Consider the following 24,475-nt stretch of genomic DNA (forward strand, 5'->3'; position numbering starts at 1 on the left):
CACATTCACCGTCAAGGAAGAACACTGAGAAGGACGTATGACTGACATTCGGAGTATCCAGGTCACGGGCGATCGCACCATTGCGCTGACATCGCTCCCGAGCGCTGCGGCGCTCGGCGAATTCGAGGTGCGAGGCTCGACCCTCGCGAGCTTGATCAGCCCCGGAACGGAGCTTGCGAGCGCCTTCGCGCCCGCCGACCCAGCAGCCGTCGCGTACCCGAAATCAATCGGATACTCCTCGGTGTTCCGGATCGAAGAGATAGGTGCGAGCGTGACGAAGCACGCCGTCGGCGACCTCGTGTTCTCGACCGGTCCGCACCAGTCGCAGCAGACGGAGCACGAGAACCGTGCGATCCCGGTCCCCGCAGGGCTCGATCCCACGGTTGCCGTGTTCGCGCGCATCATCGCGGTTCCCGCGGCTGCTCTCATCACGACAAACGCTCGCCCCGGTGACCGCGTCGGTATCGTCGGCCTCGGCCTCGTCGGACACCTTGGTGCAAAGGCATTCCGAGCCAGTGGGTACCGTGTCACCGCGTGGGATCCGGTGGCGGAGCGTCGCTCCGGGCTCGGTGAGGGCATTCGCGTGCTCGAATCGCCCGTGCTCGACGACCCCGAGGATGTCTTCGAAATCGTCGTCGACGCCTCAGGACACGACGGTGCGACGGTGCAAGCGGCGCGAGTGACCGCGAAGAACGGTGAACTGGTGCTCACCGGAACCCCGTGGGCGAAGCGCACCGATGCTTCCGCGCACGAACTCCTGCACCTGATCTTCCACCGCTACCTGCACGTGCGGAGCGGCTGGGAATGGCAGCTGCCGGTCGAACCAGCGGATTTCCGTCAGGGCAGCGTGCTCTCGAACTTCCGCCTCGCGCTCGATTGGCTCAGCCGCGGCGACATCACGGTCGAGGGTCTCAGCCAGACGGTCTCGCCAGAGGACGCGCAACGTGTGTTCACGGCGCTCGCTGAGCGCAGCGAAGGACCGCTCACCTACGTCTTCGACTGGACTCGCTAAGCCGAAGCGACCAACGGCCGGTCTGGGACGGCGGCGAGCGACGCTCGAACGTCGTCCCAGAACTCGGCGACATCGAGAGCGATACCGAGTGCTGTCGTGCAGGACTCATCTGCGGGACGCCGCGTATCGACGACGGTCATGCCGGTGGTGAACTCGCCGTGCAGCTCAATGTGGATCGGCGCTCGAAGCAGGGTGAACACCGAGGGGTTCGCGACATACGCGACTGCGAGCACATCGTGGACGGGCGGCCATCCGAACCCCTGTTCGCGGTAGCTGCCGGTGAAGAACTCGAGCAGTTCACTCGTGAACGCACCAGCTCGGTTGCCGATCGCTGCGATTCCCGCCTGAACTGATTCGTCGGCGAGGGCGAGGTGCGTGATGTCGAGACCCATCATGACGACGTTCCAGCCAGCGCCGAACACGATGTGCGCCGCTTCCGGATCGATTGCAATGTTGTACTCGGCGCTCGCCGAGTAATTGCCGCCTCGCATGGCTCCGCCCATGAGCACAACTTCTTTGACGAGCTCGACGATCCTCGGTTCCTTGCGCACAGCAAGCGCGATGTTGGTGAGCGCGCCTGTCGGCACGAGCGTGATGCTGCCCGGTTCTGCGGCCAGCACGGTCCGGATGATGAGGTCGACGGCATGCTCCTGTGCGAGCTCGATCGTCGAGTCGGGCAGCTCGGGGCCATCGAGGCCGCTCTCGCCGTGATACTCGGGAGCGACCACTGCGTCTCTCACGAGCGGACGCCCGGCACCGCGAGCGAAGGGGACTCCGTGGAGACCTGCGATCTCGCCGACGGCCAATGCGTTGCGCGTGACTTTCTCGATCGTCTGGTTGCCTGCAACGGTGGTGACGGCAAGGAGTTCGATGTTCGCGTGCCCTGCGGCGTAGAGCATTGCGATTGCGTCGTCGTGGCCAGGGTCGCAGTCGAGAATGATGGCAGGCATCCACCCAGGGTACGGGTGCGAGGCGGGGCACTGTCGCTCATTTCTGAGGCCGTCTAAGATTGTTCCGGGTCATGGCGGCCCGGAGTGCAGGAGGGTTCGCATGTCAGATCAGAACTTCGTCGACGGTGTAGACCTTGCGCTCGTCCCGAAAGTGAGTCTCCACGACCACCTCGATGGCGCGCTGCGGGCCTCGACGATCGTCGACCTGGCGCAGCAGCGCGGAATTGAACTCCCAGAGTCAGAACCCCGCGCGCTCCAGCAGTGGTTTGAATCGGCATCGAAGTCGGGATCGCTGCCCGAGTATCTCGAGACCTTCGCCGTCACGATCTCCGTCATGCAGACGGCTGAGGAACTTCGCCGCGTGGCGAAAGAGTACGTCGTCGACCTCTCCGAGGACGGCGTGATCTATGGAGAAGTCCGCTGGGCGCCCGAACAGCACCAGCGCGAAGGGCTCACGCTCGACGAAGCCGTGACCGCGGTCCAGGAGGGCATCGACCAGGGAGTGAACCTCGTCCGATCCCACGGCCGCAGAATGCAGGTCAATCAGATCTTGAGCGCAATGCGCCAAGACGACCGGGCGCTCGAAATCGCAGACCTCGCGCTTCGTTTCCGGTACTCGGGCGTTGTCGGGTTCGATATCGCCGGCCCAGAAGAAGGCTTCCCGGCTGCACGATTGCAGGACGCCTTCGACCTGATTGCCCGCGCACATTTTCCTGCAACCGTGCATGCCGGCGAAGGAGCGGGAATCGAGAGCGTGCAGGACGCGCTGTTCTCGGGTCGCGCACGACGTCTCGGTCACGGAACGCGGGTTGCCGAGGACATCTCCATCTCGAGCGTCGATGACGACAGCACCTACGTGCAGCTCGGGGAGATCGCGGAATGGGTCAAGGACCGCCAGATTCCGCTCGAGATCTCTCCCGTGTCGAACGTGCACACGGGAACGATCGCGCAGTGGGGCGACGACATCGCCGATCACCCCTTCGACCTGCTCTACCAGCTCGGTTTTGCTGTGACGGTGAATACGGACAACCGATTGATGAGCGGCACGAGCCTCACGAACGAGCTCGGTGAGCTCGCCGACGCATTCGCGTACGACCTCGACGACATTGAGACCTTCCAACTCAATGCAGTGGCTGCCGCGTTCCTGCCGGTCGAGGAACGCGAAGACCTCGCCGATGCGATCTCCGACGGGTTTGAAGATCTTCGATGACGCAACTCGACGAACGAAACACGACGCTGGCCAAAGGCGTCGCGGCAACGACGTGGCAAGAGGCGGTCACCGCAGCTGGACGAGATCTCGTGCACGCAGGAGCGGTCGGCCCGAGCTACATCGACGAGATGATCCAGGTGATCGACGATCGTGGACCGTATTGCGTGTTCGTTCCAGGCATCGCTGTTCCGCACGCGAGCCCGAGCGCGATCGTACGAAAAGACGCACTCGCGATCGTCGTCCTCGATGAGCCCGTCTCATTCGGGCATGCACACTACGATCCCGTCCACGTCATCATCGCGGCGGCGAGCACGAGCAATGCGCAACACCTGCGCGTGCTCTCTTCGCTCGGTGGCGTGCTCGATCAGCCAGGACTCGTCGGCGCGCTGAGCGCGGCGAACTCCGCCGAAGAAGCGAGCGCCCTGCTGTGGGGCGCTCCGAGCACGAAGGAATACTCGTGAACCGGGACCACGCATGAACATCGTCGTGATCTGCGGTGCTGGAGTCGGGACGAGCGCAATCCTGCAGGTCGGAGTCGAGCGCGCGCTCGTCAAACTCGATCTCGAGGGCGCCGTTTCGGCGGCCGATGCTCAGTCACTCCCATCCCTCGCTGCTGATGCGCAGGTCGTGATGACGACCGAGGCGTTCGCCGACGCTGCTCGAGCCTCGGGCTGGGCCGATGTGATCGTGATCGACAACATCCTCGATTCGAGCGAAATCGAGGCGAAACTCTGGAAGGCGCTCGGCCGCGACTAACGCGGGCGAACGCCCTCCACATGCGCGTCCGGAAATGTCCGGTCGTACGCGCGCCAAACCCTTGGTCTACTCGCCCTGTGCTCGGGCCAGGAGATCCTCCGCGGCCTGCGACAAGGTTGCAACCGCGGTCTTTGCGCTCGCAATTCGCTCTGCACCGCTTCCGGTCGTTGAAGCTGCGTCGATATAGACCTTCACCTTCGGCTCGGTGCCGCTCGGGCGGACCATCACTCGTGAGCCGCTTTCGAGGGTGAACCGGAGGATGTCGCCCTTTGCGCCGTGTTCTGGCAGCGAGAGATCGTCTGCCTCGACCACGGCGTCTCCGCCGAGCTCGCTCGGTGCATGCGCTCGCAGGTTCGCCATGATGACGCCGATGAGCCGGAGATCATCAACGCGAACGCTCACCTGGCCGCTTGCAAAGCCGCCAACTGCCTCTGCGATTCGCTCGAGCTCACTCGCGAGGGTCTCGTGCTTTGCCGCGAGCCCGTCGGCAATGGCCAGGACGCGCAGCAGCGCACTGATGCCGTCTTTGTCGCGAACGACCTGCGGGTCGACGCAGTAGCCGAGCGCCTCTTCGAAACCGAAGATCATGCCTGGAACTCGCGATACCCATTTGAACCCGGTGAGGGTCTCCGCGGCGTCGAGGGAGAAGTGCTCTGCGATCTTCCGGAGCCCCGGTGAGGAGACGATCGATGCGGCGAGCACACCGGAGTCCGCACGCGAGGCAGCGTCCCAGCCGAGCAGCAGACCGATCTCATTGCCCGTGAGTGCGCGCCAACCGTTGTCTGCGCGCTCGTCGGGGATGCAGACGGCAAGGCGGTCTGCGTCCGGGTCGTTCGCGAGAATCAGGTGCGCACGGTGCTCCCTCGCGGTCGCAATCGCGAGGTCGAGAGCGCCCGGCTCTTCGGGGTTCGGAAAATCGACCGTCGGGAACGAGCCGTCGGGTTCGATCTGTGCGAGCACGGGAATCGGTTCTGCATAGCCCGCGTGCGCGAGGACGGCGCGGACGGTTTCCCATCCGACACCGTGCATCGCCGAGTAGACGACGCGCAGATCTGGGCTCTGCGGTGCTGCGGAGAGCTTCGCGGTCGCTGAAACGTAGGCTTCCCAGAGTCCGTCGCTCACCACCTCGTACTGGCTGCTGCGAGGGACGTCGTTCAAGGAGATCGTCTCGGCGACGGTGGCGATGTGCTGTGCGATCTCGGCGTCGACGGGGGCAACGATCTGGCTGCCCTCGTCGTCGTCGCCGAGGTACACCTTGAAGCCGTTGTCTCGAGGTGGATTGTGGCTCGCGGTCACCATGACGCCGGCGGAGGTGTCGAGGTGGCGGACGGCGAAGGCAGTGACCGGGGTCGGCATGAGGCGGGGGAGCAGGAGCGTGCGAACGCCAGCTCCCGCCATGATCTCTGCGGTGTCCCGGGCGAACACATCGCTGTTCACGCGGCCGTCGTATCCGATGACGATCGAAGCGTCAGCGTCGCGTTCCAGCAGGAACGCGGCGAGCCCAGCGGCCGCCTGGCCGACGAGCACGCGGTTCATTCGCATAGGGCCCGCTCCGAGCTCGCCGCGGATGCCAGCGGTCCCGAACGCGAGTCGAGCTTCGAACCGCGCCTCCAACTGGAGAACAGCCTCGTGGTTTCCCTGCTGCGCCGAATCGATCAACGCGCGCAACTCTGCGCTCGTCGACTCGTCAGGGTCCTGTGCCAGCCACGACTCGGCGGCTGCAAAGAGTGCGTCGGTGGTCATCGCAGGTTTGCAACAATCTTCGAGAGCAGGGCTGCGAGCACTGGTTCGGCTTCGCGACCGGCTTCCACGACCTCTTCGTGGGAGAGCGGTGTCTTCTGGATCCCGGCAGCAAGGTTCGTGATGAGGCTGAGTCCGAGGATCTCCATACCGGCTTCCCGAGCAGCGATGGCTTCGAGCGCGGTCGACATTCCACAGATGTCGCCCCCGATGACCTTCGCCATCTGCACTTCGGCGGGGGTCTCATAGTGCGGCCCACGGAACTGGCAGTACACACCCTCGTCAAGGCTCGGGTCGACCGAACGCGCAATGTCGCGGAGTCGAGTGGAGTACAGGTCGGTGAGGTCGACGAAGTTCGCGCCTTCGAGCGGTGAATCCGCAGTGAGGTTCAAGTGGTCGCTGATGAGCACCGGTTGTCCGGGCTTCCAGGTCTCTTTGATCCCGCCGGCACCGTTGGTGAGCACCATGATTCGTGCGCCGGCTGCGGCTGCGGTGCGGACGGAGTGGACGACGCGACGAACGCTGTGCCCCTCGTAGTAGTGCGTGCGGGCTCCGATGACGAGGACGCGCGTGCCCTCCGGTGTCACGATCGACCGGATCGTACCGACGTGGCCCTCGAGGGCCGGGCGGGAGAATCCAGTGATCTCCGTTGCCGGGATGTTGTGGGTCGTCTCACCGATGATTTCGGCGGCTTTCGCCCAGCCGCTCCCGAGGGTGAGGGCAATGTCATGGGTCTCGACTCCGGTGATCGACCGGATGTCGTCTGCTGCGCGCCGTGCGACCTCGAACGGATCAGCGCTTTCCGCTTCGAGCGGGTGAATCTGTGTCATACCTCTCATCGTACGAGGATTCACCGCGAACGGGGCACAGCAGGCCGCACGCGGGAGCGCGGAAAGTAGGAAACAATAGAGCAATGAGCAATACGCAGCGCCAACAAAAAGTAGTCATCATCGGTGGCGGTCCAGGCGGATATGCCGCGGCACTCGGTGGAGCGCTCCTCGGGGCCGATGTCACGCTCATCGAACGAGTCGGTGTCGGTGGCGCTGCAGTGCTCACCGATGTCGTGCCCTCCAAGTCGTTGATCGCGACCGCTGAAGCTGCCGCTGCGATCGAGCAGGCGAGCGATCTCGGGGTGCAGTTCTTCGCGCGCGGCGCCGACGGGCGCCCGAGCAAGCCCGAAGTGGCGGTCAATCTGCAGGCAGTAAATCGCCGGCTGCTCTCCTTGGCCGCGCGCCAGAGCCTCGAGATGAAGGACCACCTCGACAAGGCGGGCGTGAAGATCATCGAGGGCGAAGGGCGTTTGGATGGTCCGAATCGGGTCATCGTCTCGACCGGCAGCGGCCCCAGCGCCATGGACTTCGACGAGTTCCAGGCAGACACGATCGTCGTCTCCGTCGGCGCGAGTCCGCGCGTACTGCCGACCTCTCCGCCAGACGGGGAACGGATCCTGACCTGGACGCAGCTGTACGGCCTGAAGGAGACCCCCGAACACCTCATCGTCGTCGGCTCCGGTGTCACGGGTGCCGAGTTCGCGAGCGCGTACAGCTTCATCGGCAGCAAGGTCACGCTGGTTTCGAGCCGCGACCAGGTGCTCCCGAACGAGGACGCCGATGCCGGCTCGCTCATTGAAGACGTCTTCAAGAGCCAGGGCATGACCGTGCTGTCGAAGTCGCGCGCTGCAAGCATCGAGCGCACCGACGCAGGCGTCACCGTGCACCTGGAAGACGGCCGCACCGTCGCAGGATCGCACTGCCTCGTCGCGGTCGGTTCGGTTCCGAACACGCAGAACATCGGTCTCGAAGAAGCGGGAATCGAGGTCGGCCCCGGCGGGCACATCCTCGTCAACCGTGTCGCCCGCACCAACCTCGCAAGCGTCTACGCCGTCGGTGACTGCTCGAACGCGCTGCCGCTCGCCTCAGTCGCATCGATGCAGGGCCGCACCGCAATGTTCCACGCGCTCGGCGACGCCGTGAACCCGATCAGTCTTCGCTCGGTCGCCTCGAACATCTTCACGCAGCCGGAGATCGCGACGGTGGGCTGGACCCAGCACGAGATCGAAGAGGGCATCGCACAGGGTGCGATCTACAAGGTCGATCTCGAAGTGAACCCGCGCGCCAAGATGATGAACATGAAGGTCGGGTTCGTCAAGCTCTTCGCGCGCACTGGATCGGGCACCGTCATAGGAGGTGTCATCGTCGCTCCAAAGGCCTCCGAGTTGATCTACCCCGTTGCGATGGCGGTCGAACACCGACTCACGGTCGACATGGTCGCGCGAGTCTTCACGGTGTACCCCTCACTCACCGGCTCGATCAGCGATGCCGCTCGTGCCATGCACGTGGTCGGACGCGAAGATGGGTGAGGCAATGCGGTACAGCGCCGACGATCCACAGTCCGAGGCCCCGGAGTCGTTCAATCCGCTTTCGCACGCCTTCCCGCGTGCAGAGAGCCGTCGTCGTCATCTCATCACCGAGGGAGCACTCGCGCTCGCAGTTGGTGCGTTGACGCTGCCGAACCCTGCCGCGCTGCACCCCGTCCCGAGGTTCTTGCTGCGCGCGGCGACCGCTGCGGTGACCGGCGTGACGATTTGGCGTGCGCTCCGAACCGCTCCGTTCGAGATTCGTGCGCAGCGTCAAGGCATCGCATCGATCGGCGCGGGACTGACTCTCGCGGGGTCCGAAGTCTCCGAGCGACTCGATGCAGTGGTCGTTCGCGGGATCGGAAACCTCGGCGTACCGGCACCTCGACTCGCGCTCGCCGCGGTGTCCTCGCTCGCGTATTTTGCCGCCGGGGTCGTCGATTCCGACGACGGCGTCGATGACGAGCACGAGAGCGTGGAACATCAAACCGACGAGATCGTGGAGCTCTCAGAGCGTTCGCGAGCGATTGTGCGCCAAATGCTGCGTGCGGTCGAGGGGCTCGATGTCAGTGCACTTCTCGAACAGCTCGCCGCCGCTCGAAAGGTCGAGTCACCCGGTGAAGAGGAGATGAACGGCTGGATCGAGTTCGCGATCCCGATGGATGCTCCGCAGCAGTTCCCTCGCGAGTTCAGGCTCCCGGTGACGCTGCAGCTCATCTCGGCAGAGGGATTCTCGCTCGCGATCGCCGTTCACATCGTCGACGGACGACTCGCTTCAGTGCACACCGCTCCTGTCGATCAGAATGATCACGAAGCATGGGAGGCGCCGATGCCGAGCCTCGACGCGCTGACCGAAGCAGTCATCGTCGCCGAGCAACCAGACGGAACGACCGCGCTGCAGCCGCTCGTGCTGTCCTCGCACCAGCAGGTGGAGAACGACTCGAACTAAGGGCGACACGGTCTGAGAACGACGAAAAAGGGCGACTCCCGGGGGAGCCGCCCTTTTTCGTCTGCGAGTCTAGGAGTGCTCGGTTTCGCGAGCTGCCGGGACTTCTTCCGGCTGAATCGTCAGGAGCGGGTGTCCGCTCGACACGGTCTTGCCGATCGGCGCATCAATGGCGGTCACGATGCCGTCGATGCCAGCGACGATCGGCTGTTCCATCTTCATGGCCTCGAGGACGAGGAGCAGATCGCCGGCGACGACGTGTTCGCCTTCGCTCACTGCGACCTTGACGACCGTCGCCTGCATGGGCGAGGTCACTGCGCCGCCGCCACGCGCCGCAGCGTTGGACTGTATGGTGCGCTTCGGTGCGGGGCCGAGTACATCGCCACCGGTGCCGAACAGGCGCTTCGGTACGAGCACGCTCAACCGTTTTCCGTCGACTTCGACCACGATCGGTCGCAGTGGCGTCGGTTCGGTGATGGGGGCGGCTTCGCCGTCCCACGGCTCGATGCCGCCTTCCCACGCGGTTTCGATCCAGCGGGTGAAGATCGAGAACGGGCCGGATTCGGGCGCGAAGGCCGGGTCGTCCACGATTGCACGATGGAATGGCAGCACGGTCGGAAGGCCATGGATCTCGAACTCGGCGAGCGCGCGGCGAGAGCGTTGGAGTGCTTCTTCTCGGGTTGCGCCGGTGACGACGAGCTTCGCCAGCAGGGAATCGAAGTTGCCTCCGATGACATCGCCTGCGGTCACGCCCGAGTCAATGCGAATGCCGGGTCCGCTCGGCGTGTGGAACGACTGCACGACTCCTGGCGCCGGCATGAAGTTGCGGCCGGCGTCTTCGCCGTTGATCCGGAATTCGAACGAGTGCCCGCGTGGTGCCGGGTCGTCGTAGTCGAGCAGTCCGCCCTCAGCGATGCGGAATTGTTCGCGCACGAGGTCGATACCGGTGATCTCTTCGCTGACGGGGTGTTCGACCTGGAGTCGCGTGTTGACCTCGAGGAAGGAGATCGTGCCGTCTTTTCCGATGAGGAACTCGCACGTTCCCGCACCCAGGTAACCCACCTCGCGCAGAATCGCCTTCGACGCCGTGTAGAGCTGTGCGTTCTGCTCATCGCTCAAGAACGGAGCAGGGGCTTCTTCCACCAGCTTCTGGTGGCGACGCTGCAGGGAGCAGTCGCGCGTCGAAACGACGACGACGTTGCCTTCGCTGTCAGCAAGACACTGCGTTTCGACGTGGCGCGGTTCATCGAGGTATTTCTCGACGAAGCATTCACCGCGACCGAAGGCAGCCACTGCCTCGCGGGTCGCGGAATCGAACAGTTCGGCAACCTCTTCGCGTTCGCGCGCGACTTTCAGGCCGCGGCCGCCGCCACCGAATGCAGCTTTGATCGCGACAGGAAGGCCGTACTGATCGACGAATTCGAGGACTTCTTCGGCGCCTGAGACAGGGTTGAGCGTGCCGGGAGCGAGCGGAGCCCCGACTTTTTCTGCGATGTGCCGTGCAGAGACCTTGTCGCCGAGCTTCTCGATCGAGTCTGGGCTCGGGCCGATCCAGATGAGCCCGGCGTCGATGACGGCTCGAGCGAAGTCTGCGTTCTCTGCGAGGAACCCGTATCCGGGGTGCACTGCGTTCGCGCCCGAACGGCGAGCGACCGACAGTAGCTTCTCGATGACGAGGTACGTCTCAGCGCTCGTGGTACCTCCGAGCGCGTACGCTTCGTCGGCGAGTTGCACGTGCTGTGCGTCTCGGTCACCGTCGGCATAGACGGCGACGCTCCCAAGACCGGAGTCTTTGGCAGCACGGATGATTCTGACAGCGATTTCACCGCGGTTCGCGATGAGGACTTTGGTGATGCGCGGCATAGATATTTAGCCTAGACGGAAAGCGGCCGGTTCCTGTGGTGGACCGCCACAACAACACGGCCGTTTCTCTCAGGGGATTCCACCAAAGAATTCACCGCGAGCGTGCTTTTCTCGGGCAGAACACTGTTCACGTGTCCGTGCTGAGGCGTACACTTCGAGTGGTTTATCGAGTCTTTGAGGCTCCTTTTTAAGAAAGAACGTCATGCTGCTCAAACTTCTCGGCCGCTATCTTCGGCCCTATCTCATCTCTTTGATCGCAGTCGTGGTCTTTCAATTCGCACAGTCGGTCGCGGCGCTGACGCTGCCGACCATCAACGCGACCATCATCGATGACGGTGTGGCCAAGGGCGACACCGATCTCATCTGGCAGCTCGGTAGGCTCATGCTGCTCGTAAGCCTCGCGCAAATCGCCGCGAGCATCTGCGCGATCTACTTCGGCGCTCGCGCAGCAATGCGCGCCGGTGCCCAATTGCGTGCCGACGTCTTTAAAAAAGTCGCGAGCTTCAGCGAACGAGAAGTAGCGCAGTTCGGGGCTGCTTCCCTCATCACACGCAACACGAACGACGTGCAACAGGTGCAGATGCTCGTGCTGATGACCTGCACGATGCTCGTGATGGCGCCCATGATGGCGATCGGCGGCGTGTTCATGGCGTTGCGCGCTGACGGTCAGCTCTCTTGGCTGATCGCGGTCGCCGTCCCGCTCATGGTGCTCGTGCTCGCGCTCATCGTGACGCGTCTCATTCCGATCTTCGTGAAACTGCAGGACCGGCTCGACAACATCAACCGCGTCATGCGCGAGCAGCTGACCGGAATCCGCGTCGTCCGCGCTTTCGTGCAGGAGCGCCGCGAGGTCACCCGGTTCACGAAGGCGAACGACAAACTCACCGACGCGATGCTCCGCACCGGCAACCTGTTCGTGTTGATGTTCCCGCTCATCATGTTCATCGTGCAGGTCTCGAGCACGGCCGTGCTCTGGTTCGGTGCGTCCCTGGTCGACGAGGGCTCGCTCGAAATCGGCACCCTGATGGCGTTCCTGCAGTACCTCATGCAGATCTTGATGGGCGTCATGATCGCCACCTTCATGACCATCATGATTCCTCGTGCGGCAGTCAGCGCTCGCCGAATCAGTGAAGTACTGAACACCGAGTCGAGCGTGCACGCGCCGAGCGATCCGCAGATGCTGCAGGGTTCACCTGGTCTCGTGGAATTCGACAACGCTGAGTTCACCTACCCGGGCGCTGAGCACCCCGTGCTACGAGACATCAACTTCACCGTGGAGCCCGGTTCGACCACTGCGATCATCGGCTCGACCGGCGCAGGAAAGACAACCCTCGTCGGGCTGATCCCACGGCTGTTCGACGTCACCGGCGGCGCAGTTCGCGTTGGCGGAGTCGACGTGCGAAACGCAGACCCCGACACGCTCTGGTCATCGATCGGGATCGTGCCGCAACGTCCCTTCCTGTTCTCCGGCACGATCGCCTCGAACCTTCGCTACGGCGACCCGGAGGCAACAGACGAGCAGCTCTGGAATGCTCTCGAAATCGCACAGGCGGCAGACTTCGTGCGCAGCAAAGACGGCGGCCTCGAATCTCGAATCGCTCAGGGCGGTACGAACGTCTCTGGCGGTCAGCGCCAACGGCTCGCAATCGCACGAGCCCTCGTGCGCAAGCCTGAACTGCTGATCTTCGACGACTCCTTCAGCGCGCTCGACCTCCGCACCGACGCGAGCCTGCGTCGTGCGCTGCGTGCTCGAGTCACGGAGGCGACGAAGATCATCGTCGCCCAGCGTGTTTCGACCATTGTCGATGCCGATCAGATCATCGTGCTCGATGACGGCCGGGTCGTCGGCAGCGGCACCCACGATGCGCTACTCGAGACGTGCTCGACCTACCAAGAGATCGTGGCTTCGCAAGCAACCGTGGAGGCAGGCCGATGAGCACCGAACCGACGCTGACTCCCGAAGAACTCGAGGAGCAGGAACGCGCAGAAGAGGCGCGTCGCAATAGCGGCGACTGGGACTCCGTCGCCGTCGGGAAGGCAAAAGCCTTCCGGCCGAACTTCGTTCGTCTGCTCGGCACGATGCGCCAGCACCGGCTCGGGTTCATTCTGGTCATGATCTTCGGCGCGCTCGGGGTGTTCCTGACGGTGCTCGCACCGAAGGTGCTCGGCGAAGCGACGAACCTCATCTTCGAGGGCGTCATCGGAAAACAAATGCCGGCCGGGATGTCAAAAGAAGACATCATCGCCGGGCTTCGTGCGGACGGCCAAGACGAGTTCGCGAACCTCATTGCGGCGATGGAGCACTTCGTTCCGGGGGAGGGCATCGACTTCGGTGCGCTCGGGAACATCCTGTTGCTCGTGATCGGCCTCTACGCCGTGGGGTCCTTCCTCTCCTGGCTGCAGGGCTTCGTGATCAATCAGATCGTGCAGCGCAGCGTGCAGCGCCTTCGTGCAGACGTCGAAGACAAGGTGCACCGACTCCCGCTGCGCTACTACGACACGATGCAGCGAGGCGAGCTCCTCAGCCGCGTGACGAACGATCTCGACAACGTCGCGCAGACGATGAGTCAGACATTCAGCCAGATCGTGACGAGCGTGCTGACCGTGATCGGTGTGCTCATCATGATGTTCTCGATCTCCTGGCAGCTCGCGCTCATCGCGCTCGTGACGATCCCGCTCACGGGCATCATCGTCGGCATCATCGGTTCGCAGTCGCAGAAGCAGTTCTCAGAACAGTGGCGTGTGACCGGCCGAGTCAATGCACGAGTGGAAGAAGCCTTCACCGGTCACGCACTCGTCAAGGTCTTCGGTCGTCAGCGTGAAGAGCAGGCGGCATTCGAGGCAGAGAACGAGACGCTCTTCAAGGCGAGCTTCAAGGCACAGTTCTTGTCCGGCCTCATCATGCCGATGATGATGTTCGTCGGAAACCTCGTCTACGTGTTCATCGCTGTCGCCGGTGGGCTCATGGTGGCCAGTGGCCAGCTCCGCCTCGGTGACGTACAGGCATTCATCCAGTACTCGCAGCAGTTCACGCAGCCGCTCTCGCAGCTCGGCCAGATGGCGACCATGCTGCAGTCGGGTGTTGCAAGCGCTGAGCGAGTGTTCGAACTGCTCGATGCTGAAGAACAGGAACCAGACTCGGGAATCGCCGAGGCTGCCGCTGACACCCGTGGTCGAATCGACTTCGAGAACGTCAGCTTCCAGTACACCGAGGACATTCCGCTCATCACGGATCTTTCGCTCTCGGTCCAGCCCGGTCAAACCGTCGCGATCGTCGGTCCGACCGGTGCGGGCAAGACCACGCTCGTCAACCTCATCATGCGGTTCTACGAACTCAACGCCGGGCGCATCACGCTCGACGGCGTGGATATCTCGCAGATGTCGCGCGACGCTTTGCGCTCGCAGACCGGCATGGTGCTGCAAGACACCTGGCTCTTCGGTGGAACGATCCGCGACAACATCATGTACGGCAAGCCGGACGCGACCGCCGAAGAAGTCCACGCCGCGGCGGAGGCGACCTTCGTCGACCGTTTCGTGCACTCTCTGCCGGACGGCTACGACACGCTCATCGATGAAGACGCCTCGAACCTCTCGGCCGGTGAGAAGCAGCTGTTGACGATCGCGCGCGCCTTCATTGTGAACCCGAGCGTGCTGATTCTCGACGAGGCAACCTCATCGGTCGACACTCGCACCGAGTTGCTGCTGCAGCAGGCGATGGCGGCACTCCGCCAGGACCGCACGAGTTTCGTGATCGCACACCGCTTGTCGACGATCCGCGATGCCGACGTGATCCTCGTGATGGAGCACGGCGAGATCGTCGAGCAGGGATCGCACGACGAGCTGCTTGCGCGAGACGGGGCGTATGCGCGTCTCTACAACGCACAGTTCGAGCAGGGCACTGACCTCGACGAAGCCTTCGACGGTTCGCACGCGAGTGAACCCTCGACGTAGTTCGACGCTGCGTGTGCACAGAACAGAAAACCCGCCTGCACGACTGCAGGCGGGTTTGCTGTTGCGCCGGGACCGAAGCTACTGGGATCCAGTATTCGCGTTGGCAAGGCCCGGGCGATTCCACAGGCTCGGCCATTCGATTCCGAGCGCAGTGACAAGGGACCGAAGGGTTGGGACGCTCACGCCGATCACGGTCGAGGGGTCGCCTTCGATCGATGCGATGTATGCCGCTCCGAGCGAGTCAATCGTGAACGCACCGGCGACTTCGAGCGGCTCACCCGTGCCGACGTAGGCGTCGATTTCCGCATCGCTCATGTCGCCGACAAAGGTGACACGCGCGCTCGCCGTTGCACCGCGGGATCCGACGACCGTGCCGTTCTTGACGTGCAGTACCCAGTGCCCGGAGTGCAGGATCGCGGTGCGGCCTCGTTGCGCCTGCCAACGAGCCCGCGCTCGTTCTGCGGTGTGCGGCTTACCGAGCGTCTCGCCATCGAGTTCGAGCGAGGAGTCGCCGCCGATGATGATGCCCGACATCGGCTCTCCCTTGGGGCGCTGGCCGAGGATGGCCTCCGCTTTCGCTTGTGCCAGGAGCTGGACGATTGCAGTGGTTGCAAGGGGTTTGCCGTGTTCCTGCTCGGCGATTCGAACCACCGCGTCCTCGTCAACCTGCGAGGGCACGACGACCGGCTCGATCCCGGCAGCACGAAGCACCATCAGTCGGGCGGGGGAGGTGGAGGCTAAGTACACGCGCATGGAGCAAGGGTATCGATCTGGCAGGGCACGAATTTCGGCGTGGGAGGATGGGGGCATGACAGATTCCCCATTGCAGCTCGGCGAAGAGATTGCCGTCGACGTCCACAATGTTGCCCACGGAGGCGTCTTCGTCGGTCGGCATGAAGGGCGAGTCGTTTTCGTCCCCGACACGATTCCTGGCGAGCGGGTTCAGGTTCGGGTGACCGAGGTGAAGAAATCCTTCGCTCGCGCCGAACTCGTGGAGGTGCTCGAGGCATCTGAAGATCGTGTCCCGCACATTTGGGCAGAGGCATCGTTCGAGCGGCCTGCTGCAGAGCGCGCGGGCGGTGCGGAGTTCGGCCACATTCGCTTCGGAGCGCAGCGCGGTCTGAAGCAGCGGGTCCTTGAGGATTCGCTTGCTCGTATCGGCGGTATCACGCGAACGGTCGACGTGAAAGCGGCCCCGGGTGACACCGAGCGCGATGGACTGGGCTGGCGCACGCGCGTTCGGCTGCAGGTCAACGAGCGTGGCCAGATCGGGCCGTACGCTGCGCGGACCCATACGGTCGTCCCCGTGCGGTCACTGCCGCTCGCCTCGCCCAGAATCGAGTCAGAGGCACCCTTCGATCAGCGGTTCCCCGGCGCGACGAGCATCGACCTCATCGATCGCCGTGACGGGTCTGTCGACGCGATCGTCACCGAGGGCGATGTCCGCCAAGGACGGAGCGAGACGATCACGGAGCAGCTGGGTGAGCGCGAGTTCCGGCTCGACCGCGCAGGGTTCTGGCAGGTTCACCGGGAGGCACCAAAAACTCTGTGGGCTGCGGTGCAGCGAGCGATCGACACTGATCTCGCCGACCCGAAGGCCGCGAACCTCGACCTCTATGGTGGTGTTGGCGTCTTCGCTGCCGCGATTGCGGAATCGCTCGGTGAATCGACTCGTGTGACGAGTGTCGAGGCAGACGAGATCGCGACCGATCACGCCTCCGAGAACCTCGCAGACTGGCTGGGCGCTGGTGCGCAGACAGCCCGAGTCGACCGTTACATTCGTGATCTCGTTCGCACCGCAAGCCCGAGCGAGCGCGCACGTCTCCGCGCAGCGACCGTCGTGCTCGACCCGCCTCGATCGGGTGCGGGCGGCGACGTCATCGCGGGACTCGTCGATCTCTCGCCGAAGCAGCTCATCTACGTTGCCTGCGATCCGGTCGCTCTGGCGCGTGACGCGAAGTTGCTGCTCGCGGGCGGCTACGAGATCGCCTCTGCGGAAGCCTTCGACCTCTTCCCGCACACGCACCACCTCGAAACCGTGGTTGCGTTCCAGAAGCGATAGCGCACAGAGAAAGGGGCTCCCGCCGCAATGGCGAGGAGCCCCTTCTTCGAATGTTGAGTCGTTCAGCGACTCCGAGGTGCTGCCGCAGCCGACCAGCCGTGCTTCGGAGTGTTCGACTGCCGGTGCTTCGTCGTCGACCAGTCGAAATCGAGTGACTGCACGACCGCTTCGACCGCCGCTTCTTGCTCGGGGTCTGGATTCCCGCCAATGATGCGCGTGAGTCGCGGCGCCACCTCATCCTCGTGGTGTTCGAGGGTGGCGGAATCCTGTGCCTCGGTGTTCTCGATCACAGCGGGATGTTCCCGTGCTTCTTCTGCGGAAGGCTCGCCTTCTTTGACCGCAGCGATCGGAATGCCTTCGTGACCGCAACGCGGGTCCGTGCGGGCTCGATCACACCGTCGAGTTCACCACGCTCCGCTGCCAGGAACGGTGAGGCAACGTTGTAGGTGTACTCGTTCGCGAGTCGCTGGCGGACCGCATTGACGTCTTCGCCGCGTTCCTCTGCCGCCTTGATCTCGGGGCGGTACAAAATGTTGACCGCGCCCTGGCCACCCATGACCGCGATCTCCGCCGTCGGCCATGCAATGTTGATGTCAGCGCCGAGCTGCTTCGAGCCCATCACGATGTACGCGCCGCCGTAGGCCTTGCGGGTGATGACAGTGACGAGCGGCACGGTTGCCTCGGCGTAGGCGTAGAGCAGCTTCGCGCCACGACGAATCACACCGGTCCACTCCTGGTCGGTGCCGGGCAGGTAGCCGGGAACGTCGACGAGGGTGAGAATCGGGATCGAGAAGGCATCGCAGAACCGAACGAATCGCGATGCTTTTTCGCCGGCTTCGATGTTGAGCGTTCCCGCCATTTCCTTCGGCTGGTTCGCAACGATGCCCACTGAGCGGCCTTCGATGCGAGCGAAGCCGATGACGATGTTCGGAGCGTACAGCGGCTGCACCTGCAAGAACTCGTGGTCATCGACGAGCGACTCGATGATGGTCAGCATGTCGTACGGCTGGTTGGGGGAGTCCGGGATGATCGTGTTGAGACGACGATCGTTGTCGGTGACTTCGAGCTCAGCGTTCGAGTCGTAGACCGGGCTGTCGGACTGGTTGTTGTCCGGCAGGTACGACACCAGCGCACGCACGTAGTCGAGCGCGTCGTCCTCATCGTTCGCCAGGTAGTGGGCAACGCCGGAGACCGTGTTGTGGGTGAGCGCTCCACCGAGTTCTTCGAAGCCGACCTCTTCGCCCGTCACCGTCTTGATGACGTCGGGGCCGGTGACGAACATGTGGCTCTTCTTGTCGACCATGACGACGAAGTCGGTGAGAGCCGGGGAGTACACGGCGCCGCCGGCTGCCGGTCCCATGATGATCGAGATCTGTGGGATCACTCCCGAGCATGCGGTGTTGCGGCGGAAGATCTCGCCGTACTTGCCGAGCGCGACGACGCCTTCCTGGATTCGAGCACCCCCGGAGTCGAGCATGCCAATGATCGGAACTCCGGTTCGAAGCGCGAAGTCCATGACCTTGATGATCTTCTCGCCCGCGACCTCTCCGAGGGAGCCGCCAAAGATCGTGAAGTCTTGTGCGTACACCGCAACGTTTCGGCCATGAATCGTGCCGACGCCGGTGATGACGGCGTCACCGTAGGGGCGCTTGGAGTCCATGCCGAAGGCGGTGGTGCGGTGTCGAACGTACTCGTCGAATTCGACGAAGGAGCCAGCATCGAGCAGGCCGAGAATCCGCTCTCGCGCCGTCATCTTTCCGCGTGCGTGCTGCTTTTGGGCTGCGTTCTCACTCGACTGGGTGACGGCTTCGTCGAATCGCGCAGCGAGGTCCGCGATTTTGCCAGCAGTGGTGCTCATGTCCGGAGTCGTGTTCATCACTGAGCAACTCTATTGGGGCTGTGTACAAAACCCCTTGTTTGAATCGTCAATACTTGCGTTCTGATCTTTGTTCAGGACCTCAGGGCGACCGCGCCCGTTGAGTCCGCCGTAGGCTACTCGCATGCGATTTCCCCAGTCGGCGACTGTTGCGCCCGTGCACGATTTCGACTCGGTCGGCTCGACCAACGATGTGCTCGCTGCGGGCGTTGCGCCCTGGACCACGGCGGTCACCCTCGACCAGACCTCGGGACGGGGCAGGCTCGGCCGCGTCTGGACGGCTCCCCGTGGCAAGACGCTCGCCGCGAGCGTTTCCGTGCCGATCCCGCCTCACGAGGTGCTCGGCTGGCTCCCGCTCCTCGTCGGGCTGAGTGTCGCGAATGCGGTCGAGCCGTTTGTCGCACGTCGGCCGATGGTGAAATGGCCAAACGACGTCCTCATCGCCGAGAAGAAAGTATCCGGCATTCTCTGCGAACTGCGAGCGGACGCCGTGGTCGTCGGCTTCGGGGTCAACCTTTCGCTCGCGCAACATGAACTCCCGGTGGAAACCGCGACATCGATCGCACTGGAAGCTTCCGATGCTGCGGTGACGAACGGGCAGGCTGCGGTCGAAGCGCTCGCCGACGAGATCCTGCACCGCGTGCTCGTCACGCTCCAGCGGGATGTCCCGAACCTCGCCGACGGCGCAGTCCATCGTGCGATCACGGAACGCTGCGGGACACTCGGCAAACACGTGCGTCTGCTTCGCCCGGACGGACAAACCTCGACGGGCCTCGCGACGCGCATCGCCGAGAACGGCGAGCTCGTTGTCGAGACGGAACAGGGCCCGACGCGCGTTGCGGCGGGTGACGTGACACATGTGCGCTAAAAATGAAGCATGAGTGCCGAAGAAGAGCCTGAACGGCTCATCGTTCGACTGCGTCCGCACGGACGCGCGCTCATCCTGCCCGCAGTGCTCCTGTGCGCCTTCGGTTTCGCGACGATGTTCTTCCTCGATCGAGTCTCGACCCCTTGGTGGAACGGCGTCGTCGTCACCTGCGCGGTCATCCTCACGTTCATTCTTTGTGTGGTCCCGACGCTCGCGTGGCTCACGCGCCGATTCGTGTTCACGACAAAACGAGTCATCATGCGCGGCGGCTTCGGAAGCTCGCGTCGTGAGGTGCCGCTCAACAGGATCCACGACGTCATGCTGCGTCGAGTCGGCGTTCAGGCGCTCTTCGGCTGTGGCGATATTCTTATCTCAACCGGTGGCGAACGCTCGATAGCCCTTGGAGACGTTCCATCTGCGGCACTCGTTCAGCGAATGCTGATGGAGCAATTAGACCGTGAGCCTGAGGCTCCGGCAGAACTGGAGTTTTCTTGAAGATCGCAGTAGTCGGATGCGGATACCTCGGCGCAGTGCACGCTGCCTCGATGGCATCGCTTGGCCACGAAACTGTCGGCATTGACGTCGACGAACGCAAGCTCGCTTTACTCTCATCGGGACGAGCTCCCTTCTACGAGCCTGGATTCGACGAACTCCTGCAAGAGAGCATCGCTTCCGGCAAGCTCCGCTTCGACGCTGATCCGGCCGCTGCAGCAGACGCCGAAGTCATCTTCATCGGTGTCGGCACTCCCCAAAAACCCGGATCGAACGCCGCCGACCTCAAGTACGTCGATGCGGCAATCGACGGCCTGCTGCCCCACATCGGCGCGCACACGATCATCGCCGGAAAGTCGACCGTTCCCGTTGGAACCAACGAGCGTTTGCGCGAGCGAATCGAAGCAACAGGAGCACGCCTGGTATGGAACCCCGAGTTCCTGCGCGAGGGCTTCGCGGTGCAAGACACCCTCGAACCCGACCGTCTCGTGTACGGGATCCCGTCGCACGATCACTCGAGTGAGGCCGTGCTCGATCAGGTGTATGCCTCGATCCTCGACCGCGAAACTCCGAAGGTCGTCACCGATCCGGCAACCGCCGAACTCGTGAAGGTGAGCGCCAACGCGTTCCTCGCGACCAAGATCTCGTTCATCAATGCAATGGCGGAGATCGCCGAGGCCACGGGTGCGGACGTCACCGAACTCGCCGACGCGATCGGTATGGACGTGCGAATCGGTCGAAAGTTCTTGAACTCCGGCCTCGGGTTTGGCGGCGGCTGCCTCCCGAAGGACATTCGCGCGTTCCGCGCCCGCACGGAAGAGCTGGGGCTCGAGTCGGTCGCATTCCTCGATGACATCGATCAGGTGAACCTCCGCCGACGCGAGAAAATGGTCTCCCTCGTCCTCGAAGCACTCGAGGGTGCCCCGACACCGACCGTTGCAATGCTCGGCCTCGCGTTCAAGCCGAACTCCGACGATGTTCGTGATTCACCGGCGCTTGCGGTTGCTGCCGAACTGGCTCGACGTGGAGCAATCGTGCAAGCCTTCGACCCTGAAGCCCTGCAGACGGCGGCGGCCGTCGTCGACTCGCTCGACTTCAAATCGTCGATCAATGAGGCGCTCGAAGGGGCGTCCGTTATCGCAATCGGTACCGAGTGGAAGCAGTTCTCGCAGCTCGACCCTGAAGACGTCGCGACTCGCACCGCAGCGCGCATCGTCATCGATGGTCGCAACACGCTCGATCGTGATCGCTGGCACGCTGCAGGCTTCACCGTGATTGCCCTTGGACGCCCGCGTCTCGAGGTCGCGCCCGCATGATTCTCGGTGTCATTGGCGGAGGCCAGCTCGCACGGATGATGATCCCGCCGGCTGTTGCGCTCGGAGTTGAAATTCGCGTGCTCGCTGAAGCGCCGGAGATGTCGGCTTCCTTGGCAGCAACCGCGGTCGGTGATTATCGCGATCTCAAGACCGTGCTCGAGTTTGCTCGAACAGTCGATGTCGTCACCTTCGATCACGAGCACGTTCCGCAGAGCGTGCTGCAAGCGCTCGAAGCCGAAGGTGTCGCCGTGCACCCGGGATCCGCAGCCCTGCAGTTCGCGCAGAACAAACTCCTGATGCGAGAGCGCATGGCCGAACTCGGTCTTCCGCAACCCGAGTTTCGAGCGGTGCAGTCCGCTGACGATGTCGAGCAGTTCTTGCGCGAGCACAGTGGCGCTGGCGTTTTGAAGACAGCGACTGGTGGGTACGACGGTAAGGGCGTCATGATCGTCCGCGACGCCGACGATGCCCGCGATTGGATCGAGCAGTCGCACGCAGGTGGCCCTGAACTCCTGATCGAGGAACTCGTGGAGTTCAAGCGCGAGCTCGCGCTACTCAGCGCTCGAAGCGTCAACGGCGAGATCGCGGCCTGGCCGCTTGTGCAAACGGTGCAGCAGAACGGGATCTGTGCGGAAGTGCTCGCTCCAGCTCCTGGAGCCGGAGAGTCCGCTCTGCATGCCGAGGAGATCGCGCGAACGATCATTGACGCACTCGGAGTCACCGGGGTCCTCGCCGTCGAAATGTTCGAAGCGAGCGATGGCCGCCTCCTCATCAATGAACTCGCGATGCGACCGCACAACTCCGGCCATTGGACGATCGATGGATCGACGACGAGCCAGTTCGAGCAGCACATCCGTGCGGTGCTCGGGTTGCCCCTCGGCGCCACGGGGATGCACGAGCCGGTCGCCGTCATGATCAACGTCATCGGAGGGCCCGCAAGTGGCCGCATGGAACACCGGTATGCCGCCGCGCTCGCGGATCAACCGATCGCGAAGTTCCATTCGTACTCGAAAACCGCTCGGCCAGGTCGCAAGGTCGGTCACGTGACTGTCGTCGGTGATGATCTCGACCTGGTGTGCTTTCAAGCACGAGCCGCCGCCGCGTTTTTTGAAAACTGATTGCTCCCACTCGACTTCAGTCAGCAGTGAGTCGAACGGACAATGTCGAACATTTGGAGCCTAGTGTGGATCGTATGAGCAAGAGTGTCTCCGTGATCATGGGCTCCGATTCCGATTGGCGCGTCATGAAAGATGCAGCCGCGGCGTTGCAGGAGTTCGACGTGCAGTTCGACGTCGAAGTGGTTTCGGCGCATCGGACTCCAGCGAAGATGAACGAATTCGCGAAGACCGCGCGCGCTCGGGGAGTGCACGTCATCATTGCTGGCGCTGGGGGAGCTGCACACCTGCCGGGTATGGTCGCGTCGCAGACGACGGTTCCAGTGATCGGTGTTCCGGTCGCGCTGGAGCGTCTCGACGGCATGGATTCGCTCTTGTCCATCGTCCAGATGCCGAAGGGAATTCCCGTCGCAACGGTCGCGATCAATGGGGCTTGGAACGCCGGACTCCTTGCGATCCGGATCCTTGCTCTGGGTGACGATCGGCTTGCAACGCAGCTTGAACAGTACGAACGTGGCCTGGAAACGGCCGTGCACGAAAAGAACCGCGTACTGCGCGAAAGTCTGGAACTCGAAACATCATGAGCGTTTTGCAGCCACAATTCAGCCTTCGTCACCCTGACTCGGGGTCGTCGAAGTTCATGACACGACGAGGTTGGTGGCTGGTCGTCGCGGGATTCCTCTTGCCAGGCTCTGCACAACTGCTTGCCGGCAATAAGAAACTCGGTCGAGTCGGAATCATCGCGAGCATCACGCTCATCTCTCTGCTGCTGATCACGGCTGTCGTGTTTCTCGTCTGGCGAGTCGGGGTGTTCACCCTGTTCGGGAGCAGTATCGCGCTCGTCATCATCGAAGCCCTGCTCATTCTTTATGCACTCCTGTGGCTCGCCCTTGCCATCGACACATTTCGGTTGGTACGTCTGACTCGGGTCCGCGAGCGCGCGAAAGCGGGGATCGCAGTCCTGGCTGCAGTGTTCGTCGTCGTGCCCGTCGGGGTTGTCGCATTCGGCGCCACGATCGTCGATGCGCAACGACAACTGGTCGGGGAACTGTTCAACTTCGCAGGACCGGCGCAGGATCCCGTCGATGGCTATTACACCTTCATGCTCCTTGGGGGAGACGCGGGAGCTGATCGCTGGGGTCTTCGTCCGGACAGCATCACCGTTGTCACGGTCGACGCTGAAACTGGCGCCGCCACACTGATCGGTATCCCGCGGAACTTGCAGAATGCGCCGTTCCCGGAAGACTCTCCGATGCACGCGGAGTGGCCCAATGGCTTCAACTGTGGTGACTCCTGCATGATCAACGGCGTGTACACCTGGGCCGAAGGTCACCCGGACCTCTACCCAGACGCCGCTGCGAAGGGTTCTTCTCCAGGGCTCGAAGCGACTCGCGACGCGGTCGAGGGCGTGACCGGACTCACGATCCAGTTCTACGTCCTCATCGATATGCAGGGATTCGCGGACCTCGTCGACGCGCTCGGCGGTGTCCGGATCAATGTGACCGAACCGGTCCCGATCGCAATTGAAGGTGGGCCGATCGAGGAGTGGATCGAGCCGGGCGATCAGGTGCTGAGCGGGTACTACGCGCTCTGGTACGCACGGTCACGCGCTGGAACGAGCGATTACGCCCGAATGGAGCGGCAGCGCCAAGTGCAGGAGGCTGTCATCGCTCAATTCACGCCGAGCACACTGTTGACGAAATATCAGGGGATTGCAGCTGCCGGTCGTGACATCGTCGAGACGGACATCCCACAGGCGATGGTCGGGTATCTGGCGGATCTCGCAGACAAGACGCGAGTGATCCCGTTCACTCAGCTCGAGCTGGTGCCCCCGACGGTCATTACCGCCAATCCCGATTTCGATGTCATTCACCAGATGGTGAGTGATGCAATGACCGAGTCTTCGACCAACCCCGGTGGCGTGGAAGAACCGGTCGAGACCCCGGTCCCGTAGCGGAGAGC

At 63.3% G+C, this 24,475-nt stretch carries 22 protein-coding genes; 15 read left to right on the top strand and 7 right to left on the bottom strand.

Annotated elements, in window-relative coordinates; all coding sequences use genetic code 11:
* The first annotated feature begins 37 nt into the window (after nt 1–37).
* Nucleotides 38–1,012 (top strand): hypothetical protein, encoded by a 975-nt coding sequence (locus U2H20_RS11070; protein ID WP_430592335.1) that lies wholly within the window; start codon nt 38–40, stop codon nt 1,010–1,012.
* Here the strand turns inward: U2H20_RS11070 and U2H20_RS11075 are convergent.
* A complete protein-coding gene (locus tag U2H20_RS11075; RefSeq protein ID WP_430592336.1) occupies nt 1,009–1,962 on the bottom strand; it encodes a nucleoside hydrolase in 954 nt (317 codons plus the stop codon). The genes U2H20_RS11070 and U2H20_RS11075 overlap by 4 nt on opposite strands.
* A 100-nt stretch (nt 1,963–2,062) precedes the next feature.
* Between U2H20_RS11075 and U2H20_RS11080 the strand changes: the two genes are divergently transcribed.
* From U2H20_RS11080 to U2H20_RS11090, 3 genes are read left to right on the top strand one after another with little or no spacing between them, the layout of a single operon-like run.
* Nucleotides 2,063–3,172 (top strand): adenosine deaminase, encoded by a 1,110-nt coding sequence (locus U2H20_RS11080; RefSeq protein WP_430592337.1) that lies wholly within the window; start codon nt 2,063–2,065, stop codon nt 3,170–3,172.
* The gene (locus U2H20_RS11085) at nt 3,169–3,633 is read left to right on the top strand and encodes a PTS sugar transporter subunit IIA (protein WP_430592338.1); all 465 of its coding nucleotides are present in this window, start codon (nt 3,169–3,171) and stop codon (nt 3,631–3,633) included. The genes U2H20_RS11080 and U2H20_RS11085 overlap by 4 nt, the downstream gene beginning before the upstream one ends.
* 13 nt (nt 3,634–3,646) lie before the next feature.
* A complete protein-coding gene (locus U2H20_RS11090) occupies nt 3,647–3,928 on the top strand; it encodes a PTS sugar transporter subunit IIB (RefSeq protein ID WP_430592339.1) in 282 nt (93 codons plus the stop codon).
* 66 nt (nt 3,929–3,994) lie between these two features.
* On the opposite strand, the gene U2H20_RS11095 is transcribed toward U2H20_RS11090, so the two are convergent.
* Together U2H20_RS11095 and U2H20_RS11100 are read right to left on the bottom strand one after the other, a co-directional pair.
* The gene (locus U2H20_RS11095) at nt 3,995–5,671 is read right to left on the bottom strand and encodes a phospho-sugar mutase (RefSeq protein ID WP_430592340.1); all 1,677 of its coding nucleotides are present in this window, start codon (nt 5,669–5,671) and stop codon (nt 3,995–3,997) included.
* The gene (locus tag U2H20_RS11100; protein WP_430592341.1) at nt 5,668–6,498 is read right to left on the bottom strand and encodes a purine-nucleoside phosphorylase; all 831 of its coding nucleotides are present in this window, start codon (nt 6,496–6,498) and stop codon (nt 5,668–5,670) included. Before U2H20_RS11100 ends, U2H20_RS11095 begins: the two co-directional genes overlap by 4 nt.
* A gap of 83 nt (nt 6,499–6,581) precedes the next feature.
* On the opposite strand from U2H20_RS11100, the gene U2H20_RS11105 reads away from it, so the two are divergent.
* Together U2H20_RS11105 and U2H20_RS11110 are read left to right on the top strand one after the other, a co-directional pair.
* Nucleotides 6,582–8,027 carry an NAD(P)H-quinone dehydrogenase gene (locus U2H20_RS11105; RefSeq protein WP_430592342.1) on the top strand — a complete coding sequence of 482 codons (1,446 nt, stop codon included), beginning with the start codon at nt 6,582–6,584 and terminating at the stop codon, nt 8,025–8,027.
* Nucleotides 8,020–8,973, top strand: a complete 954-nt coding sequence (locus U2H20_RS11110; protein WP_430592343.1) for a hypothetical protein — start codon at nt 8,020–8,022, stop codon at nt 8,971–8,973. Before U2H20_RS11105 ends, U2H20_RS11110 begins: the two co-directional genes overlap by 8 nt.
* A 69-nt stretch (nt 8,974–9,042) precedes the next feature.
* On the opposite strand, the gene U2H20_RS11115 is transcribed toward U2H20_RS11110, so the two are convergent.
* On the bottom strand, nt 9,043–10,833 hold the full coding sequence (locus tag U2H20_RS11115; protein WP_430592344.1) for a biotin carboxylase N-terminal domain-containing protein: 1,791 nt from the start codon (nt 10,831–10,833) through the stop codon (nt 9,043–9,045).
* A gap of 202 nt (nt 10,834–11,035) precedes the next feature.
* Here U2H20_RS11115 and U2H20_RS11120 point away from each other — a divergent pair, with 202 nt between their 5' ends.
* Together U2H20_RS11120 and U2H20_RS11125 are read left to right on the top strand one after the other, a co-directional pair.
* Complete coding sequence (locus U2H20_RS11120) at nt 11,036–12,769, top strand: ABC transporter ATP-binding protein (RefSeq protein ID WP_430592345.1); 1,734 nt, start codon at nt 11,036–11,038, stop codon at nt 12,767–12,769.
* Nucleotides 12,766–14,784: an ABC transporter ATP-binding protein gene (locus U2H20_RS11125; protein WP_430592346.1), complete on the top strand. Its 2,019-nt coding sequence runs from the start codon at nt 12,766–12,768 to the stop codon at nt 14,782–14,784. The genes U2H20_RS11120 and U2H20_RS11125 overlap by 4 nt, the downstream gene beginning before the upstream one ends.
* Nucleotides 14,785–14,862: 78 nt before the next feature.
* On the opposite strand, the gene U2H20_RS11130 is transcribed toward U2H20_RS11125, so the two are convergent.
* A complete protein-coding gene (locus U2H20_RS11130) occupies nt 14,863–15,537 on the bottom strand; it encodes a Maf family protein (RefSeq protein ID WP_430592347.1) in 675 nt (224 codons plus the stop codon).
* Between the two features lie 55 nt (nt 15,538–15,592).
* Between U2H20_RS11130 and U2H20_RS11135 the strand changes: the two genes are divergently transcribed.
* Nucleotides 15,593–16,846 (top strand): class I SAM-dependent RNA methyltransferase, encoded by a 1,254-nt coding sequence (locus U2H20_RS11135; protein WP_430592348.1) that lies wholly within the window; start codon nt 15,593–15,595, stop codon nt 16,844–16,846.
* 62 nt (nt 16,847–16,908) lie between these two features.
* On the opposite strand, the gene U2H20_RS11140 is transcribed toward U2H20_RS11135, so the two are convergent.
* Nucleotides 16,909–17,136: a hypothetical protein gene (locus tag U2H20_RS11140; protein WP_430592349.1), complete on the bottom strand. Its 228-nt coding sequence runs from the start codon at nt 17,134–17,136 to the stop codon at nt 16,909–16,911.
* Nucleotides 17,133–18,722 carry an acyl-CoA carboxylase subunit beta gene (locus tag U2H20_RS11145; RefSeq protein WP_430593637.1) on the bottom strand — a complete coding sequence of 530 codons (1,590 nt, stop codon included), beginning with the start codon at nt 18,720–18,722 and terminating at the stop codon, nt 17,133–17,135. The genes U2H20_RS11140 and U2H20_RS11145 overlap by 4 nt, the downstream gene beginning before the upstream one ends.
* 124 nt (nt 18,723–18,846) lie before the next feature.
* Between U2H20_RS11145 and U2H20_RS11150 the strand changes: the two genes are divergently transcribed.
* From U2H20_RS11150 to U2H20_RS11175, 6 genes are all read left to right on the top strand, one after another.
* Nucleotides 18,847–19,590 carry a biotin--[acetyl-CoA-carboxylase] ligase gene (locus U2H20_RS11150; RefSeq protein WP_430592350.1) on the top strand — a complete coding sequence of 248 codons (744 nt, stop codon included), beginning with the start codon at nt 18,847–18,849 and terminating at the stop codon, nt 19,588–19,590.
* 9 nt (nt 19,591–19,599) lie between these two features.
* Complete coding sequence (locus U2H20_RS11155; RefSeq protein WP_430592351.1) at nt 19,600–20,085, top strand: PH domain-containing protein; 486 nt, start codon at nt 19,600–19,602, stop codon at nt 20,083–20,085.
* A complete protein-coding gene (locus tag U2H20_RS11160; RefSeq protein ID WP_430592352.1) occupies nt 20,082–21,398 on the top strand; it encodes a UDP-glucose dehydrogenase family protein in 1,317 nt (438 codons plus the stop codon). Before U2H20_RS11155 ends, U2H20_RS11160 begins: the two co-directional genes overlap by 4 nt.
* Nucleotides 21,395–22,516 (top strand): 5-(carboxyamino)imidazole ribonucleotide synthase, encoded by a 1,122-nt coding sequence (locus tag U2H20_RS11165; protein ID WP_430592353.1) that lies wholly within the window; start codon nt 21,395–21,397, stop codon nt 22,514–22,516. Before U2H20_RS11160 ends, U2H20_RS11165 begins: the two co-directional genes overlap by 4 nt.
* A 74-nt stretch (nt 22,517–22,590) precedes the next feature.
* A complete protein-coding gene (gene purE / locus U2H20_RS11170; RefSeq protein ID WP_430592354.1) occupies nt 22,591–23,097 on the top strand; it encodes a 5-(carboxyamino)imidazole ribonucleotide mutase in 507 nt (168 codons plus the stop codon).
* A gap of 56 nt (nt 23,098–23,153) precedes the next feature.
* On the top strand, nt 23,154–24,467 hold the full coding sequence (locus U2H20_RS11175) for an LCP family protein (RefSeq protein WP_430592355.1): 1,314 nt from the start codon (nt 23,154–23,156) through the stop codon (nt 24,465–24,467).
* Nucleotides 24,468–24,475 lie beyond the last annotated feature (8 nt).

Source organism: Humidisolicoccus flavus, from assembly GCF_045689595.1.
Classification (GTDB): Bacteria; Actinomycetota; Actinomycetes; order Actinomycetales; family Microbacteriaceae; genus Humidisolicoccus; species Humidisolicoccus flavus.

Bases quoted from the DNA above. Each gene is read 5' to 3' on its own strand.
- U2H20_RS11130 (WP_430592347.1), bottom strand. From the start codon at position 15,537: ATGCGCGTGTACTTAGCCTCCACCTCCCCCGCCCGACTGATGGTGCTT.
- U2H20_RS11075 (WP_430592336.1), bottom strand. From the start codon at position 1,962: ATGCCTGCCATCATTCTCGACTGCGACCCTGGCCACGACGACGCAATC.
- U2H20_RS11155 (WP_430592351.1), top strand. From the start codon at position 19,600: ATGAGTGCCGAAGAAGAGCCTGAACGGCTCATCGTTCGACTGCGTCCG.
- U2H20_RS11145 (WP_430593637.1), bottom strand. From the start codon at position 18,722: ATGAACACGACTCCGGACATGAGCACCACTGCTGGCAAAATCGCGGAC.
- U2H20_RS11110 (WP_430592343.1), top strand. From the start codon at position 8,020: ATGGGTGAGGCAATGCGGTACAGCGCCGACGATCCACAGTCCGAGGCC.
- U2H20_RS11100 (WP_430592341.1), bottom strand. From the start codon at position 6,498: ATGACACAGATTCACCCGCTCGAAGCGGAAAGCGCTGATCCGTTCGAG.
- U2H20_RS11120 (WP_430592345.1), top strand. From the start codon at position 11,036: ATGCTGCTCAAACTTCTCGGCCGCTATCTTCGGCCCTATCTCATCTCT.
- purE (WP_430592354.1), top strand. From the start codon at position 22,591: ATGAGCAAGAGTGTCTCCGTGATCATGGGCTCCGATTCCGATTGGCGC.
- U2H20_RS11125 (WP_430592346.1), top strand. From the start codon at position 12,766: ATGAGCACCGAACCGACGCTGACTCCCGAAGAACTCGAGGAGCAGGAA.
- U2H20_RS11085 (WP_430592338.1), top strand. From the start codon at position 3,169: ATGACGCAACTCGACGAACGAAACACGACGCTGGCCAAAGGCGTCGCG.
- U2H20_RS11095 (WP_430592340.1), bottom strand. From the start codon at position 5,671: ATGACCACCGACGCACTCTTTGCAGCCGCCGAGTCGTGGCTGGCACAG.
- U2H20_RS11165 (WP_430592353.1), top strand. From the start codon at position 21,395: ATGATTCTCGGTGTCATTGGCGGAGGCCAGCTCGCACGGATGATGATC.
- U2H20_RS11090 (WP_430592339.1), top strand. From the start codon at position 3,647: ATGAACATCGTCGTGATCTGCGGTGCTGGAGTCGGGACGAGCGCAATC.
- U2H20_RS11105 (WP_430592342.1), top strand. From the start codon at position 6,582: ATGAGCAATACGCAGCGCCAACAAAAAGTAGTCATCATCGGTGGCGGT.
- U2H20_RS11115 (WP_430592344.1), bottom strand. From the start codon at position 10,833: ATGCCGCGCATCACCAAAGTCCTCATCGCGAACCGCGGTGAAATCGCT.
- U2H20_RS11175 (WP_430592355.1), top strand. From the start codon at position 23,154: ATGACACGACGAGGTTGGTGGCTGGTCGTCGCGGGATTCCTCTTGCCA.
- U2H20_RS11135 (WP_430592348.1), top strand. From the start codon at position 15,593: ATGACAGATTCCCCATTGCAGCTCGGCGAAGAGATTGCCGTCGACGTC.
- U2H20_RS11150 (WP_430592350.1), top strand. From the start codon at position 18,847: ATGCGATTTCCCCAGTCGGCGACTGTTGCGCCCGTGCACGATTTCGAC.
- U2H20_RS11070 (WP_430592335.1), top strand. From the start codon at position 38: ATGACTGACATTCGGAGTATCCAGGTCACGGGCGATCGCACCATTGCG.
- U2H20_RS11080 (WP_430592337.1), top strand. From the start codon at position 2,063: ATGTCAGATCAGAACTTCGTCGACGGTGTAGACCTTGCGCTCGTCCCG.